13 protein-coding genes are annotated in these 16017 nt (G+C 69.8%); 2 read left to right on the top strand and 11 right to left on the bottom strand.

From position 1 onward, the window contains the following. Nucleotides 1-23 precede the first annotated feature (23 nt). From secD to AC06FP_RS05675, 5 genes are all read right to left on the bottom strand, one after another. A complete protein-coding gene (gene secD, locus AC06FP_RS05655) occupies nt 24-1865 on the bottom strand; it encodes a protein translocase subunit SecD (RefSeq protein ID WP_478074843.1) in 1842 nt (613 codons plus the stop codon). A gap of 60 nt (nt 1866-1925) precedes the next feature. Then, the gene (gene yajC, locus AC06FP_RS05660; protein WP_433851412.1) at nt 1926-2255 is read right to left on the bottom strand and encodes a preprotein translocase subunit YajC; all 330 of its coding nucleotides are present in this window, start codon (nt 2253-2255) and stop codon (nt 1926-1928) included. A 243-nt stretch (nt 2256-2498) separates the two neighbouring features. Continuing rightward, nucleotides 2499-3629, bottom strand: coding sequence for a tRNA guanosine(34) transglycosylase Tgt (tgt, locus tag AC06FP_RS05665; protein ID WP_478074844.1), 1131 nt, complete (start codon nt 3627-3629; stop codon nt 2499-2501). Between the two features lie 66 nt (nt 3630-3695). Beyond that, nucleotides 3696-4730, bottom strand: a complete 1035-nt coding sequence (gene queA, locus AC06FP_RS05670; RefSeq protein ID WP_478074845.1) for a tRNA preQ1(34) S-adenosylmethionine ribosyltransferase-isomerase QueA — start codon at nt 4728-4730, stop codon at nt 3696-3698. 138 nt (nt 4731-4868) lie between these two features. Beyond that, nucleotides 4869-5300: an Lrp/AsnC family transcriptional regulator gene (locus AC06FP_RS05675; protein ID WP_456119211.1), complete on the bottom strand. Its 432-nt coding sequence runs from the start codon at nt 5298-5300 to the stop codon at nt 4869-4871. A gap of 116 nt (nt 5301-5416) precedes the next feature. Between AC06FP_RS05675 and AC06FP_RS05680 the strand changes: the two genes are divergently transcribed. Continuing rightward, a complete protein-coding gene (locus AC06FP_RS05680; RefSeq protein WP_478074846.1) occupies nt 5417-6913 on the top strand; it encodes an aminotransferase class III-fold pyridoxal phosphate-dependent enzyme in 1497 nt (498 codons plus the stop codon). A gap of 99 nt (nt 6914-7012) precedes the next feature. Here the strand turns inward: AC06FP_RS05680 and AC06FP_RS05685 are convergent, their stop codons facing one another. The 5 genes from AC06FP_RS05685 to AC06FP_RS05705 form a co-directional block, all read right to left on the bottom strand. Beyond that, complete coding sequence (locus tag AC06FP_RS05685; RefSeq protein ID WP_478074847.1) at nt 7013-8443, bottom strand: efflux transporter outer membrane subunit; 1431 nt, start codon at nt 8441-8443, stop codon at nt 7013-7015. Next, nucleotides 8437-9174, bottom strand: a complete 738-nt coding sequence (locus AC06FP_RS05690; protein WP_478074848.1) for an SDR family oxidoreductase — start codon at nt 9172-9174, stop codon at nt 8437-8439. Before AC06FP_RS05690 ends, AC06FP_RS05685 begins: the two co-directional genes overlap by 7 nt. A gap of 62 nt (nt 9175-9236) precedes the next feature. Further along, a complete protein-coding gene (locus AC06FP_RS05695; protein WP_478074849.1) occupies nt 9237-12407 on the bottom strand; it encodes an efflux RND transporter permease subunit in 3171 nt (1056 codons plus the stop codon). A gap of 109 nt (nt 12408-12516) precedes the next feature. Next, on the bottom strand, nt 12517-13737 hold the full coding sequence (locus AC06FP_RS05700; protein WP_478074850.1) for an efflux RND transporter periplasmic adaptor subunit: 1221 nt from the start codon (nt 13735-13737) through the stop codon (nt 12517-12519). Nucleotides 13738-13935: 198 nt separating this feature from the next. Next, nucleotides 13936-14163, bottom strand: coding sequence for a hypothetical protein (locus tag AC06FP_RS05705; protein WP_478074851.1), 228 nt, complete (start codon nt 14161-14163; stop codon nt 13936-13938). A gap of 125 nt (nt 14164-14288) precedes the next feature. Between AC06FP_RS05705 and AC06FP_RS05710 the strand changes: the two genes are divergently transcribed. Continuing rightward, a complete protein-coding gene (locus AC06FP_RS05710; protein ID WP_478074852.1) occupies nt 14289-15311 on the top strand; it encodes a LysR family transcriptional regulator in 1023 nt (340 codons plus the stop codon). A gap of 67 nt (nt 15312-15378) precedes the next feature. Here the strand turns inward: AC06FP_RS05710 and AC06FP_RS05715 are convergent, their stop codons facing one another. Beyond that, a complete protein-coding gene (locus tag AC06FP_RS05715; protein ID WP_478074853.1) occupies nt 15379-15840 on the bottom strand; it encodes a hypothetical protein in 462 nt (153 codons plus the stop codon). Nucleotides 15841-16017 lie beyond the last annotated feature (177 nt).

Here is a 16017-nt window from a genome sequence, read left to right on the forward strand (position 1 = left end):
GCGGGGCTTGCGATGGATCAGCGTCAGATCGCCACGGAGGTCAGCTTCTTGCGGTGGCCGTAGATCAGCACCGCCAGCGCGCGCGACACGGTGATCGCGGTGAACATCGAGGCGAAGATGCCGATGATCATGGTCAGCGCGAAGCCCTTCAGCGGGCCGGTGCCGAACGCGTACAGCGCCACGCCCACGATCAGGCCGGTGAGGTTGGCGTCGAGGATGGTGCCCGACGCCTTCTCGTAGCCGGCGGCGATGGCGGCCTTGCCCGGCATGCCCAGGCGCAGCTCCTCGCGGATGCGCTCGTTGATCAGCACGTTGGCGTCCACCGACAGGCCCACCGACAACGCCAGGCCGGCGAAGCCAGGCAGGGTCATGGTCGCGCCGAACAGCGACATCACCGCCACCACGATCAGCAGGTTGAACAGCAGCGCCACCGAGGTGATCGCGCCGAACATGCGGTAGTACACGGTGAAGAACACCAGGGTGAACACGAACGAGAACACCACCGCCTTGACGCCGCGGGCCACGTTCTCCGCGCCCAGGCTCGGGCCGATCACGTATTCCTCGACGAAGTCCATCGGCGCGGCCAGCGAACCGGCGCGCAGCAGCTTGGCCAGGTTGTCGGCCTCGGTCTTCTCCAGGCCGGTGGTGATGAAGTTCTTGCCCAGCGGGCTGTTGATGTTGGCCACGGAGATGACTTCCTCCTTGACCCGGAAGCTGCGCACTTCCTTGCCGTCGACCACGCTCACCTGCGGGATGCGCTCGGTGTAGACCACGGCCATCGGCTTGTTCACGTTGACGCTGGTGACGTCGAACATGCGCTGGCCGCCGACGCTGTTGAGCGTGACCGCGACCGCGGGCAGGCCGTTCTGGTCGGTGGAGACCTCGGCCTTGACCATCTGGTCGCCGGTCACGATGGTGCGCTTGTTCAGCAGCACCGGCATGCCGCGGCGGTCGCGGTACAGGCGCGCTTCCGGCGGGATGCGGCCGCTGGCGGCGGCGTCGGCCGCGTTGCCGTCCACCACCAGGCGGTATTCCAGGGTGGCGGTGGCGCCGATCATGCGCTTGGCCTCGGCGGTGTCCTGCACGCCCGGCAGTTCGACCACGATGCGGTCCTCGCCCTGGCGCTGGATGATCGGCTCGGCCACGCCCAGCTCGTTGACGCGGTTGCGCAGCGTGGTCAGGTTCTGCTCGATGGCGCCGGAAGCGATCTGCAGCATTTCGGTCTGCGGCACGCTCACGGTGATGCGCTCGCCGCTGCCCGAATAGGTCAGGGTCGGCTGCGCCTTGACCAGCGCGGCGCGGGCCTTGTCCGCGTCGGCGGCATTGGTCAGGGTCACCTGGATGTCGTTCTCGCCGCGGCGCTCGACCGAACGGTAGCCGACGCGGCTGTCGCGCAGCGTGGTGCGGATGTCCTCGGCGAAGGCCTCGAAACGCTTGTCCACGGCGGCCTTCTTGTCCACCTGCAGGGCGAAGTGCACGCCGCCCACCAGGTCCAGGCCCAGCACCATCGGCTTGCCGCCCACTCCCGCCAGCCAGTCCGGCACGGTCGAGGCCAGGTTCAGCGCGACCGTGTAGTTCTCGCCGGCGGTCTCGCGCAGCACGTCGTTGGCGCGGGTCTGGGCGTCGAGCGAGCCGAGGCGGACGATCAGGCTCTCGCCTTCCTTCTCCACCGACTTGGGGGTGACGCCGGCCTCGCCCAGCGCGGCGCTGACGCGCTGCCTGAGGGCATCGTCGACCTGGCCGCCGCGGTTGGCGGTGATCTGCACGGACGGGTCCTTCTGGTACACGTTGGGCAGCGCGTACAGCGCGCTGACCGCCAGGACGACCAAGATCAGGAAGTACTTCCAGCGGGGAAATTCAAGCATTGCGGGTTCCTGCGCGACGCCGGTCCCGGCGCCGCGTCATGACGGAAGGGAAACTCGGGCTCAGGCCGCGGACTTCAGCGTGCCCTTGGGCAGCACGTTGCCGATGGCGCCCTTCTGCACGCGGATGCGGACGTTGTCGGCCACTTCGACGGTGACGAAGTTGTCGCCGATGTCGGTCACCACGCCGGCGATGCCGCCGTTGGTCAGCACCTCGTCGCCCTTGGCGATCTTCTCCAGCATCGCCTTGTGTTCCTTCTGGCGCTTCATCTGCGGGCGGATCATCAGGAAGTACATGACCGCGATCAGGGCGATCGGCAGCAGGAAGGTGCCCATTCCCGGGGCGGCCGGAGCGGCCTGGGCGACGGGAAGCAGGATAGCCATCGGGTTCATCGTGTGTCCTTTGCTGTTGGGCGCCGCCAGCCCGGGGGCCGGCGGCGCGAAACGGATTCAAGCGGGGAAGTATGCCATAGGGACGGGCCGGTCCAATTGCAAGGCGCCGCCCCCTTCTCCCCCCGGGAGAAGGTGCCCCGCAGGGGCGGATGAGGGTACGGGCGAAGCCTCGTGCAGCCTGGCGCCACGAGGCTTCGCCCGCACCCTCGCCCCCCCTTCCCGCACGGAGAGGGGCTTGGAGCCCTACAGCGCCGGCGCCACCGCCCCGCGCGCCGCATAGAAGGACTCGCGGAACGCCCCGAAGGTTCCCGCCTCGATGGCCGCGCGCATGTCGGCCATCAGCTTCTCGTAGTAGTACAGGTTGTGCAGGGTACCGAGCATCGGCGCCAGCATCTCGTTGCAGCGGTCCAGGTGGCGCAGGTAGGAACGGGTGTAGCCGCTGCTGCAGGCATGGCAGCCGCAGCCCGGTTCGATCGTGTCCATGTCGCGCTCGTAGCGGGCGTTGCGGATGCGCACCGTGCCGGACGAGGTGAAGTAATGGCCGTTGCGCGCGTTGCGGGTAGGCATGACGCAGTCGAACATGTCCACGCCGCGGGCCACGCCCTCGACCAGGTCCTCCGGGCGGCCCACGCCCATCAGGTAGCGCGGGCGGTCGGCCGGCAGGATCGGGTGCATGTGGTCGAGCATGGCGTTGCGCTCGTGCTCGGGCTCGCCCACCGCCAGCCCGCCGATGGCGTAGCCGTCGAAACCGATCTGCTGCAGGCCTTCGGCCGAACGGCTGCGCAGGCCGGTGTGCACGCCGCCCTGGACGATGCCGAACAGCGCCGCGTCGTTGCCCAGCGCGTCGTGCGCATCGCGCGAGCGCCGCGCCCAGCGCAGGCTCAGCTCCATCGAGCGGCGCGCCACGTCCTCGGTGGCCGGGTACGGCGTGCATTCGTCGAAGATCATCACGATGTCCGAATCGAGCACTTTCTGGATCTTCATGCTCTCCTCCGGCCCCAGGAACACGCGGGCGCCGTCGGTCGGCGAGGCGAAGGTGACGCCCTGCTCGGTGATCTTGCGGCGGTGCGCCAGCGAGAACACCTGGAAGCCGCCGGAGTCGGTCAGGATCGGCCCGTTCCAGCGGCAGAAGGCGTGCAGGCCGCCGTGGTCGGCGATCACGTCCAGGCCCGGGCGCAGGTACAGGTGGAAGGTGTTGCCGAGGATGATCTCGGCGCCGAGCGCGCGGACCTGTTCGGGCAGCACGCCCTTCACCGAGCCGTAGGTGCCCACCGGCATGAACGCCGGGGTCTGCACGGTGCCGCGCGGGAAGGACAGCTGGCCGCGGCGCGCGTTGCCGTCGGTGGTCTGGAGGGTGAACTGCAGTCTGGACATGGAAGTGTTTCGGTCGGTCTGCCGCGCATTGTCGCGGATCGGCGACGGCGGCGCAGGAAAGGCGGATCAGGCGCCGGGCTGCGGGAACAGCAGCATGGCGTCGCCGTAGCTGAAGAACCGGTAGCGCGCGGCGATGGCGTGCGCGTAGGCGTCGAACACCCGCTCCTTGCCGGCGAAGGCTGAGATCATCATCAGCAGGGTGCTTTCCGGCAGGTGGAAGTTGGTGACCATGGCATCGACGCTGCGGATGCGGTAGCCCGGGGTGATGAAGATCTGCGTCTCGCCGGCGAATGGCTGCAGCTCACCCTCGCGCATCGCGCTCTCCAGCGCCCGCACCACGGTGGTGCCGACGCCGATCACGCGGCCGCCGGCGGCGCGGGTCTGGCGCACCTGCTGCACCAGCTCGGCGCCGACGTTGAGCCATTCGCGGTGCATCACGTGCTGGGACAGGTCGTCCACCCGCACCGGCTGGAAGGTGCCGGCGCCGACGTGCAGGGTGATGTGGCCGAAGCGCACACCGCGTCCGCGCAGGCGCTCCAGCAGCGCCTCGTCGAAATGCAGGCCCGCGGTCGGTGCGGCCACCGCGCCGACCTGGCGCGCGAACACCGTCTGGTAACGCTCGCGGTCGTCGGCGCCGGGCTCGCGGTGGATGTACGGCGGCAGCGGCAGCCGGCCTTCGTGCACCAGCCAGGATTCCAGCGGCTCGGGGATGTCGAAGCGCAGCACGTAGAACTCGCCGTCGCGGCCGAGCACCTCGGCCTCGCCGCCGGCGTCGAGCTGGATGCGGCTGCCGGGCCTGGGCGACTTGCTGGCGCCGATCTGCGCGCGCGCCTGCTGGCCGCCGAGCAGGCGCTCGATCAGGATCTCGACCCGGCCGCCGGTGGCCTTCTGCCCGAACAGCCGCGCCGGGATCACCCGGGTGTCGTTGAACACCAGCAGGTCGCCGGGCTGCAGCAGGTCCGGCAGGTCGCGCACGTGGCGGTCGTCGTAGGCGGCCGGCGCCGGCGGCACCACCAGCAGGCGGCTGGCGGAACGCTCGGCCAGCGGCGCCTGGGCGATCAGTTCCTCGGGCAGGTCGTAGTGGAAATCGGACTTCTTCAAGGCCGCGGCATCGAACGTGGGAGCCGGCCATTGTACCGGCACCCGCGCACGCCCCCGTAGGAGCGGCTTCAGCCGCGAATGGGGCCTTCCCGGCAAAGCCCCATCGCGGCTGAAGCCGCTCCTACGGGAGGTGGATGCTCAGCGCTCGAACTTGGTCGAGAGGATGATGGCGCTGGTGGTGCGTTCGACCCCGTCGATCACGCCGATGGCGTCGGTGACCACGTCCATCTCGCCCACCCCGCCCACCACCACCATCGCCACCAGGTCGTGGGCGCCGCTGACCGAATGCAGGCTGCGCACCTCCGGGATCTCGCGCAGCGCCTTGACCACGGCCGGCATCCTGCGCGGCGACACGGTGATCAGCACGTGCGCGCGCACCTGGCCCTGCTCGTAGTCCTCGTGGGTGCGCACGGTGTAGCCGGCGATCACCCCCTGCTGCTCGAGCCGGTCGATGCGGCTCTGCACGGTGGTGCGCGACAGGCCGAGCCGGCGCGCGATCTGCGCGGTGGAGGCGCGGGCGTCCTCGCGCAGCACGGACAGCAGGCGTTCGTCGGCGGGAGAAATCTTCACATTGCGGGCCGGATTCGTCGATTCGACGAAATTAACCCGATTTTCGACGGAATGACAGCTGCCATATGACCAGAATCTCCAGATAATGGCTATACAAGACCTTTCTGGAGATGAGCATGACCGTACTCGGCCCCCTCGCCGCGCTCCGCGCGCACGCCGGCACCCGTCTGACCACGGGGCTGGACGATGCCGCCATCGAACGCCTGGCCGCTGCCCATCCCGACCTGTCCGGCGCCATCGCCGCGGCCGCCAGCGAATACGACCGCATCAAGGACGAGGTCGCCGACCTGCTGGACCTGGACGAGAAGGACCAGATCGCCGCGATGCAGTCCGGCTTCGTCAATTTCTACGCCGACGATGCGGTGGTGCCCTACATCGCCCTGGCCGCCTGCGGCCCGTGGGTAGTCTCGCTCAAGGGCGCGGTGCTGTACGACGCCGGCGGCTACGGCATGCTCGGCTTCGGCCACACCCCGGCCGACGTGCTGGCCGCCGCGGCCAAGCCGCAGGTGATGGCCAACATCATGACCCCCAGCCTGTCCCAGCGCCGCTTCGTGCAGGCGCTGCGCAAGGAGATCGGCCACACCCGCGGCGGCTGTCCGTTCTCGCACTTCATGTGCCTGAACTCCGGCTCCGAGGCGGTCGGCCTGGCCGCGCGCATCGCCGACATCAACGCCAAGCTGCAGACCGACCCGGGCGCCCCGCACGCCGGCGCCACGGTCAAGCGCGTGGTCATCAAGGGCAGCTTCCACGGCCGCACCGACCGCCCGGCGCTGTACTCGGATTCGACCCGCAAGACCTACGACCGCTACCTGGCCAGCTACCGCGGCGAGGACAGCGTGATCGCCATCGCCCCGTACGACGAGGCGGCGCTGCGCAAGGTGTTCGACGACGCCAAGGCCCACAACTGGTTCATCGAGGCGGTGTTCCTGGAGCCGGTGATGGGCGAAGGCGACCCCGGCCGCGCGGTCCCGGCCAGCTTCTACAGGCTGGCGCGCGAACTGACCCGCGCCCACGGCAGCCTGCTGCTGATCGACTCCATCCAGGCCGCGCTGCGCGCGCATGGCACCCTGTCCTTCGTCGACTACCCGGGCTATGAAACCCTGGACCCGCCGGACATGGAGACCTATTCCAAGGCGCTGAACGGCGCGCAGTTCCCGCTGTCGGTGCTGGCCGTCACCGAGCACGCCGCCCACCTGTACCGCAAGGGCGTGTACGGCAACACCATGACCACCAACCCGCGCGCGCTGGACGTGGCCTGCGCCACCCTCGCCCGCCTGACCCCGGAGGTGCGCCGCAACATCCGCGAACGCGGCGGGCAGGCGGTGCAGAAGCTGGAAGCGCTCAAGGCGAAGCTGGGCGGCCTGATCACCAAGGTGCAGGGCACCGGCCTGCTGTTCTCCTGCGAGCTGGCCCCGCAGTTCAAGTGCTACGGCGCCAACTCCACCGAGGAATGGCTGCGCATGCACGGCGTCAACGTGATCCACGGCGGCGAGAACTCGCTGCGCTTCACCCCGCACTTCGGCATGGACGAGGCCGAACTGGACCTGCTGGTGGACATGGTCGGCCGCGCGCTGGCCGAAGGCCCGCGCCGCGAGCAGGCCGACGCGGCCTGATCCGGCGGCGGCAGGCAGGGTGAACGGAAAGAGGCGGCCAGGTGGCCGCCTCTTTCATCTGGAAAGCAGGCGGGGCGCGCCCCGCCCTGCCCTCGGGCCTCAGCGCACATCCACCACCGCGACCGAGGGCGCCGAGGCCGACGCCTGCCCCCAGCCGCCCAGGGCCTTGTAGACGCCGACCACGCTGACGTTGACCGTGGCCTCGGCGGCGGCCAGCGCGTCGTCGGCCGCCAGCTGGTTGCGCTGCGCGTCCAGCAGCGCGAGGAAGTCCTCCGAGCCTTCGCGGTAGCGGATCTGCGCCAGCGACTCGGCGCGCCGCGCCGCCTGCGCCTGTTCGGCGACGATCGCCAGCCGCGCCTGCTGCCTGGCATAGCGCGCCAGCGCGTTCTCGGCATCCTCCAGCGCCAACAGCACCGTCTTCTCGTACTCGGCCGCCACGCCGTCGGCCTGCGCGCGGCTGGCGCGCAGCCGCGCGCGCACGCTGCCGAAGTCGAACGTCGCCCAGCTCAGCGACGGCGTCAGCGACCAGGCCTTGTTGGCGCCATTGACCAGGCCGCTGGCATCGCCGCCGAGGAAGCCGACGAAACCGCTCAGCGACAGCCGCGGGAACAGGTCGGCCGTGGCCACGCCCACCCGCGCGGTGGCCGCGGCCAGGCGGCGCTCGGCGGCACGCACGTCGGCGCGCCGCCGCAGCAGCTCGGTGGTGTCGCCCAGCGGCAGCGCCCTGGCGAAGGCCGGCACCTCGCGCGGCTGCAGCAGCGCGTCCAGCGCGCCCGGGCGCTGCCCCAGCAGGACCGCCAGCCGGTGCCGCGATTGCGTCTGCGCCATTTCCAGCAGCGGGATATCGGCCTCGATCGCCTTCAGCCGCGCGCGGCTGCTCTGCACGTCGAGCTCGCTGCCCGCGCCCAGTTGCCAGCGCGTCTCGGTCAACGCCTGCGTGTCGCGCAGGTTGAGCAGGGTGCGTTCGGCCACGGCGATGCGCTTCTGCGTGCCGCGCAGCTCGAAATAATTGCGCGCCACTTCGGCGGCCACCAGCACCTGCGCATCGACCAGGTTGGCCCATTCCGCGTCCAGGTCCGCGCGCGCGGCCTCGGCGGCACGGCGCTGGCGGCCGAACAGGTCCAGCTCCCAGCCGGCGTCGAAGCCGAGCTGCCAGGTCTCGCTGGAGACGCGCGCGCCGCCCTGCATCGGGTCGGGCTGTCGGCGCCGGTCCTGGCTGCCGGCCGCGGTGACGTGCGGCGCCTGGTCCAGCCGGCTTTCGACGAACACCGCGCGCGCCTGCTGCACGCGCGCCAGCGCCACCTTCAGGTCGAGGTTGTCCGACAAGGCCGCGTGCATCAGCTGCTCGAGCACCGGGTCGTCGAACTGCGCCCACCAGCTGGCCACCGGCGCCTGCGCGCTGTACACCGGCGCGGCCGCGCCCTGCAGCGCCACCGGCGCCTGCGCCGGCGCATGGTAATCCGGGCCGACGGTGACGCAGCCGGCCAGCAGCAGGGCCGGCAGCGCCGCGGCCAGGGCGTGCCTCACCATGGCAGCACCTCGCCCAGGTAGGTGAAGCTGCCGCTGGCACCGGATTCACCGATCAGCGCCATTTCCACGCTGGAACGGGCGCCTTCGCTGACTTCGATCTCGCCGTTGCCGCCGTTCATGTCGGTCTTCACGTAACCCGGATGCACGGTGTTGACCTTGATCGGCGTATTGCGCAGCTCCCAGGCCAGGCTCAGGGTCCAGCTGTTCACCGCGGCCTTGGAGGCGTTGTAGGCCGGGATCTTGAAGTCGTAGATGCCCGATGACGGATCCGCGTGCAGGGTCTGCGAGCCGAGCATGCTGGACACATTGACGATGCGCCCGGACCTGGCCTGCCTGATCAGCGGCAGGAACGCCTGGGTCACCGCCACCAGCGCATGGACGTTGGTGTCGAAGGTGCGCTTCCAGGTGTCGAGCGTCTGCTCCGACGGCGCCTGCGCCGGGTTCTCGATCATGATGCCGGCATTGTTGACCAGGATGTCGAGGCGGCCGTGACGCTGGCGCACCTGCTCGACCGCTTCGGCGATGCTGGCAGCGTCGGTCACGTCCAGTTGCAGGGCTTCGACCGGCAGGCCTTCGGCCTGCAGCCTGAGTGCCAGCTCCACGGCTGTATCGCGTTTGCGACCGGCCAGCAGCGTGTGCACGCCGGCCTGGGCCAGCTGGCGCACGGTTTCCAGGCCGATGCCGCGGGTGGCGCCGGTCACCAGCGCGATCTTGTTCTGATGGGTGTTCATGGAGGCATGCCTTGTCTGTGGGGGAAGCGGCCGCCGGCCAGTGACCGGCGGCGGGTTCCATATCAATGGTGGAGGGTCGGTTCGCCGTGCTGCACCAGCTGGCCGCCGCCATTGCGGGTAACCAGCTTGCGCAGGGCCACGTAGAACACCGGCGTCAGGAACAGACCGAACAGGGTCACGCCGAGCATGCCGGCGAACACGGTGATGCCGGTCACCGAGCGCACCTCGGCGCCCGCGCCGTGCGACAGCACCAGCGGCACGGTGCCGGCGATGAAGGCGATGGAGGTCATCACGATCGGGCGCAGGCGCAGGCGGCAGGCTTCCAGCGCGGCGTCGACGATGCCCTTGCCGCCCATCTCCAGCTCTCTGGCGAACTCGACGATCAGGATCGCGTTCTTGCACGCCAGGCCCATCAGCACCACCAGGCCCACCTGCACGAACACGTTGTTGTCGCCGCCGGTCAGCCACACCCCGAACAGCGCCGACAGCAGGGTCATCGGCACGATCAGGATCACCGCCAGCGGCAGCGACCAGCTCTCGTACAGCGCGGCCAGCACCAGGAAGGCGAGCAGGATCGCCACCGGGAATACGATGAAGGCGGCCTTGCCCTGGGTGGCCTGCTGGTAGCTCAGGTCGGTCCATTCGGTGGTCATGCCCACCGGCAGCACCTTGCCGGCGATCTCGGTCAGCCGGTTCATCGCCTCGGCCGAGGACAGCACGCGCGGGTCGGCCTCGCCGGCCAGGTCGGCCGCCGGGTAGCCGTTGAAGCGCAGCACCGGGTCGGGACCGTAGGTTTCCTTGATCGTGACCATCGAGCCGATCGGCACCATCTCGCCGCGGTCGTTGCGGGTGCGCAGCTTGGCGATGTCCTCCACGCTCTCGCGGAACGGGCCGTCGGCCTGCGCGATCACCTGCCAGGTGCGGCCGAACTGGTTGAAATCGTTGACGTAGGCCGAGCCCAGGTAGGTCTGCAGGGTGTCGAACAGCTCGGTCAGCTGCACGCCCTGCGCCTTCGCTTTCACACGGTCCACTTCCGCATCCAGCTGCGGCACGTTGGCCTGGTAGCTGGTGATCGGGAAGGCCATGCCCGGCGTCTGCGCCACCGTGCCCTGCATCGCCTGCACCGCGTTCTGCAGCGCGCCGTAGCCCAGGTTGCCGCGGTCCTCGATGAACATCTGGTAGCCATTGCCGTTGCCCAGCCCGAGGATCGGCGGCGGCATCATCGCGAAGGCGAAGCCCTCCTGCAGGCCGGCGATCTTCTGGTTGATCTCGGCGTTGATCTGCGCCGCGGTGCGGCCATGACGCTCGCTGAACGGCTTGAGCGGAATGAAGGCCACGCCGGTGTTCGGGGTGTTGGTGAACTGCAGCGCGTTCAGACCCGGGAACGAGATGGTGTGGGCCACGCCGTCGGTTTCCTGGGCGATCTTCGCCACCTTGCGCAGCATTTCATCGGTACGTGCGATCGACGAACCTTCCGGCAGCTTCACGCCCGCGATCAGGTACAGCTTGTCCTGGGTCGGGATGAAGCCCGGCGGCACCAGCTTGAAGATCACGCCGGTGCCGAACAGCAGCAGCGCGTAGACCACGAACACCGCGCCGCGGCGGCCGAGGATCTTCGCCACGCCACGCTCGTACTTCTCCGAGCTGGACTTGAAGAAGCGGTTGAACGGGCGGAACACCCAGCCGAACAGGCGCTCGATCAGGCGGCTGGGGCCGTCCTTGGGCGCGCCGTGGGCCTTGAGCAGGCGCGCGGCCAGCGCCGGCGACAGGGTCAGCGAGTTGATCGCCGAGATCACCGTGGAGATGGCGATGGTCACCGCGAACTGCTTGTAGAACTGGCCGGTGACGCCGGACAGGAAGGCCATCGGCACGAACACCGCGCACAGCACCAGGGCGATGGCGATGATCGGCCCGGACACTTCCTTCATCGCCTGGTGCGCGGCCGCGGTCGGCGACAGGCCTTCCTCGATGTTGCGCTCGACGTTCTCCACCACCACGATCGCGTCGTCGACCACGATGCCGATCGCCAGCACCAGGCCGAACAGGCTCAGCGTATTGATCGAGAAGCCCAGCAGGTACAGCGCGGCGAAGGTGCCCACCACCGACACCGGCACCGCGATCAGCGGGATGATCGAGGCGCGCCAGGTCTGCAGGAACAGGATCACCACCAGCACCACCAGGGCGATGGCTTCCAGCAGGGTGGAGACCACGGCCTTGATCGAATCGCGCACGAAGATGGTGGTGTCGTACACCGCCTCGTACTTCACGTCGGCCGGGAAGGTCTTCTGCATTTCGTCCATGCTGCCGATGACCGCGTCGCGGATTTCCAGTGCGTTGGCGCCCGGCGCCTGGAAGATGCCGATGCCCACCGCGTTCTTGCCGTCCAGCTGCGAGCGCAGGGTGTAATCGCCGGCGCCCAGCTCCAGGCGGGCCACGTCGGACAGGCGCACGATCTCGCCGTCGGCGCCGCTCTTGAGCACGATGTCGCCGAATTCCTGCTCGCTGCGCAGGCGGCCCTGGGCGTTGATCAGGGTCAGGAACTGGCTGTTGGGCAGCGGCTCGGCGCCGAGCTGGCCGGCCGAGACCTGCACGTTCTGCTCGCGCATGGCGCGCACCACGTCGCCGGCGGTCAGGCCGCGCGAGGCCACCTTGTCCGGGTCCAGCCAGGCGCGCATGGCGTAGTCGCCGCCGCCGAAGACCTGCGCATCGCCCACGCCCGGGATGCGCGCCAGCGCGTCCTTCACGTGCAGGCGCGCGTAGTTGCGCAGGTACAGGGTGTCGTACTTGCCGCCCGGCGAGGTCAGGTGCACCACCATCAGGAAGGTCGGCGACTGCTTCTGCGTGGTCACGCCCTGCCGGCGCACGTCCTCGGGCAGGCGCGCCTGCGCCTGCGCCACGCGGTTCTGCACCTTCACCGCCGCCGCGTCCGGGTCGGTGCCCGGGCGGAAGGTGACGGTCATCTGCAGCACGCCGTCCGAGCCGGCCACCGACTTGAGGTACATCATGCCTTCCACGCCGTTGATCGCCTCTTCAAGCGGCGTGGCGACGGTCTCGGCGATGACCTTGGGGTTGGCGCCCGGATACACCGTGCGCACCACCACCGACGGCGGCACCACTTCCGGGTACTCGCCGACCGGCAGGATCGGAATGGAGATCAGGCCGGCGGCGAAGATCACGATCGACAGCACCGCCGCGAAGATCGGCCTGTCGATGAAGAAACGGGAAAAATCCATTGGCAAAGTCCTTGGAATGGCCGGCGCCGGCAAGCAGCCGCCCCGCCCTCGCCCGTGCGGGCGAAGGCCAGGCGGCCGGCCCGTGGCCGGCGTCAGGCGGAAACGTGGCTCAGTTCAGCGCGGTGGCAGCGCGGCCGCCGGCAGCGGCCACGGCCGGCGCGCGCTGCATCGCCACCGCCCTGGCCTGCACCGGCATGCCCGGCATGAACACCTTCTGCACGCCGTCGACGATCACCCTGTCGCCCGGCGCCAGCCCGGCCTCGACGATGCGCAGGCCCTCGGCGCTGCGGCCGAGTTCGACATCGCGGCGCTGCGCCTTGCCGTCCTTGTCGACCACGTACACGTACTTGCGGTCCTGGTCGGTCAGCACCGCCTTGTCGTCGATCAGCAGCGCGTCGAACTCGCCGCTGCCGAGCAGCCGCACGCGCGCGAACAGGCCCGGCGTGAACTGGCGGTCGCGGTTGTCCAGCAGCGCGCGCACGCGGATGGTGCCGGTGCTGCGCGCCACCTGGTTGTCGAGGAAGTCGACCTTGCCTTCGTGCGGGAAACCCTCTTCGCCGCTCAGCGCCACTTTCACCGGCAGCGCCTGGTCGCGTTCGCTCGGGCGCTCGCCGGTGCGCGCCATCCGCGCGTAACGCAGGAAGGTGCCTTCGTCGGCGTCGAAGTACACGTGCACGGTGTCCAGCGACACCAGGGTGGTCAACACGCTGGCGCTGTCGCCGGCGGTGACCAGGTTGCCGGCGGTGACCATGGCGCGGCCGGCGCGGCCGTCGATGGGCGCGCGCACCCGGGTGAACTCCAGGTTGAGGCGGGCCGCGTCCAGCGCCGCCTGCGCGGCCTGCACCGCGGCGCCGGCCTGCTCGGCGGCGGCGCGGCGCTGTTCGGCGGTCTCGGCGGCGATGGCCTGCTGCTCGGCCAGGCGGCGCGCGCGCTCGGATTCGCTGTGCGCCAGCGCGGCCTGGGTGCGGGCGCGGGCCAGTTCGGCGCGGGCGCGGTCGTACTCGGCCTGGTAGCTGCGCGCGTCGATGGTGAACAGCACGTCGCCCTTCTTCACTTCCTGGCCTTCGGTGTAGTTGACCTTGTCGATGTAGCCGGACACGCGCGGGCGCAGTTCCACGCTCTGCACCGCTTCGACGCGGCCGCTGAACTCGTCCCACTGGCTGACCTGCCTGACCAGCACCGGCGCGGCGCTGACTTCCGGGGCCGGCGGCGCCGCGGCTTCCTGCGCGTGGCCGCCGCTGCACGCGGCGAGGATGGCGATGGCAAGCGCCGACATGCCGGTCAGGGCAAGCCGTCGCGCGATTCGGGAGGGAGTGGAGATACCTTTCATGTCATGCATCCAGTAGGGGGAAGAGGTGCGTGGCGGTCGCGGTCCGGGCCGGTGCCGGGTGCGTCCAGCAGTGTGCGGAGGGACTGCTGACAGCCGCTGTCAGCAGTCGGAAGAAGCGGGCGCCGGGCGCGCGCATCCGCGCGGAAACGGGCGCAGCGCGCCCTGCGGCGGGCCGCGGCGGCAGGTTTACTGTCCCGCTCACGGAAATTTTTCTCCCGCAGGCGGGACAAACTCGGTGCTGGGGCCGGCGGCCAGGCGGGCGAATGCGGCGGCGAATCCCCCCGTCGTCGCCGGCGCGCGCGCATCGCGCAACGCGGGCAAGTGCAGTGGATTCAAGCCGTTGTCCCGCCAGGCGCGGCGGTCGACCGTGGAAAACGCCGGCAGGCGGCGCGTCGGCTGGAAGGCGGGAAGGTGGCGCAGGCGCATGGCTGCAGGTCCGTTCTGGGCGGAGGCCGCCAAGTTACGCCTCTAATCCATACTTGATTAGTACGAATTGAAGGGAATAATCGTCCCGTCGCCGGCACAATCCCGCTGCCGAAGGAACCTCTCCCATGGCCAACGATCTCAACGACACGCTGATCTTCGTCAAGGTGGTCGAACAGGGCAGTTTCACCGCCGCCGCACGCCTGCTCGGGCAGCCCAAGACCACGGTCAGCCGCAAGGTGCAGGAGCTGGAGGAACGGCTCGGCGCGCGCCTGCTGCACCGGACCACGCGCCGGCTGGGGCTGACCGAGGCCGGCTCGGTCTATTACGAGCACTGCCAGCGCATCGCCCGCGAGCTCGAACAGGCCGAGAGCGCGGTCAGCCAGCTGCAGTCCGGGCCGCGCGGCTGGCTGCGCTTCACCGTGCCGTACTCGGTGGGCATCAACTGGATCGCGCCCCTGCTCGGCCAGTTCCAGGCGCAGTACCCGGAAATCCGCGTGGACATGCACCTGGGCAACGAGATGCTGGACCTGATCTCCGGCGAAACCGACCTGGCGCTGCGCATCGGCACCCTGCCCGACTCCAACCTGATCGCGCGCAAGCTCGGCAGCCTGCGCACCCAGGTCTTCGCCAGCCCCGCCTACATCCAGCGCCATGGCGAACCGCGCCACCCGCAGGAGCTGCAGTACCACCGCACGCTGGCGGTGCGCAAACAGCACCAGAGCCAGAACAACCGCTTCGTCTGGTCGCTGGCCGAGGACGGCGGGCAGATGCAGGAATTCCCGGTCAATCCGCTGCTGGTCGCCAACGACACCGCGGCCCTGAACTCGATGCTGGTGGCCGGCGAAGGGCTGATGCTGAGCAGCGACGTGATGGCCAAGCCCTTCATCGAATCGGGCATGCTGCGCCGCGTGCTGGCCGGCTGGACCGGCCCGGACTACGACTTCAGCGCGGTGTTCGCCGGTGGCGGCATGGTCTCGCCCAAGGTGCGCGCCTTCGTCGATTTCCTGGTGGAGAAGCTCAACCTGGACGCCAATTACATGCTGCTGCAGTGCCCCAACGCCAAGCACCGGATCGACAGCGAGCCGGCGTACTGCCAGCGCGGGCTGGAGATACCGGAACTGCGGGTGCTCGAAGCGCTCAGCGCCTGAAGCCGGCGATGCCGGCAACGCAAACGGCGGCCCAGGGCCGCCGTTTGCGCACGTACCGCCGCTGGCCTCAGTAGCCGCGGCCGTACGGCCACAGCGGCACCACGTGCACTTCCTTGCAGCCGTCGTAGCGGCTGCAGCTGCCGAAATAGCCCGGCCCCGAATAGCGCTGGCGCGCGTCGCGGTTGTACGGGCTGTTGTAGAAATCCGGGCGGTAGAAATGGCCCGCGCCGTGGTAGCGCATCGGCGTCCGCGGCGCGGCGAACGGCTGCACGGCGGCGCTCGCCACGGCCGCGCCCTCGCCACCGGTCACATAGCCTTCCTGCGGGTCGTAGCGGACCATGCGGTAGTAAATGGTCTCCCCATCCTGCTGGCGCGTGCGCAGCGCCTGCATCGCGCCGTCGGCGTACACGTACGGGCGGCCGTTCTCGAACACGACCTCGGAAGGATTGACCTGCTCCTCCTCCAGCGGTGGCTGCTGCGCCAGCGCGCTCCCCGCCATGGCCGCCAGCAGCAGCGCTGTCCCTGTCACGATCCTGATCCTGCCTGCGCGCATGTCGTTCCTCCCTGGTGGTTGGCCCCGCATCGCTGCGACGCCTGTCCGGCGCCTCCGCCCATCGATGGCGCTTGCCATCGGTCCATGGGCGGCAGGCATGTCGGTGCGCGCCGGCCGGCGCGCGGTCGCGGCGAGTATAGGTGGCCGCGCTGC

This window comes from Stenotrophomonas sp. Steno-Z2, from assembly GCF_056393235.1.

What these genes read in the sequence shown, in the direction of transcription:
- secD (WP_478074843.1), bottom strand. Translation starts at nt 1,865, where the DNA reads ATGCTTGAATTTCCCCGCTGGAAGTACTTCCTGATCTTGGTCGTCCTG.
- yajC (WP_433851412.1), bottom strand. Translation starts at nt 2,255, where the DNA reads ATGAACCCGATGGCTATCCTGCTTCCCGTCGCCCAGGCCGCTCCGGCC.
- tgt (WP_478074844.1), bottom strand. Translation starts at nt 3,629, where the DNA reads ATGTCCAGACTGCAGTTCACCCTCCAGACCACCGACGGCAACGCGCGC.
- AC06FP_RS05680 (WP_478074846.1), top strand. Translation starts at nt 5,417, where the DNA reads ATGACCGTACTCGGCCCCCTCGCCGCGCTCCGCGCGCACGCCGGCACC.
- AC06FP_RS05685 (WP_478074847.1), bottom strand. Translation starts at nt 8,443, where the DNA reads ATGGTGAGGCACGCCCTGGCCGCGGCGCTGCCGGCCCTGCTGCTGGCC.
- AC06FP_RS05690 (WP_478074848.1), bottom strand. Translation starts at nt 9,174, where the DNA reads ATGAACACCCATCAGAACAAGATCGCGCTGGTGACCGGCGCCACCCGC.
- AC06FP_RS05695 (WP_478074849.1), bottom strand. Translation starts at nt 12,407, where the DNA reads ATGGATTTTTCCCGTTTCTTCATCGACAGGCCGATCTTCGCGGCGGTG.
- AC06FP_RS05700 (WP_478074850.1), bottom strand. Translation starts at nt 13,737, where the DNA reads ATGAAAGGTATCTCCACTCCCTCCCGAATCGCGCGACGGCTTGCCCTG.
- AC06FP_RS05705 (WP_478074851.1), bottom strand. Translation starts at nt 14,163, where the DNA reads ATGCGCCTGCGCCACCTTCCCGCCTTCCAGCCGACGCGCCGCCTGCCG.
- AC06FP_RS05710 (WP_478074852.1), top strand. Translation starts at nt 14,289, where the DNA reads ATGGCCAACGATCTCAACGACACGCTGATCTTCGTCAAGGTGGTCGAA.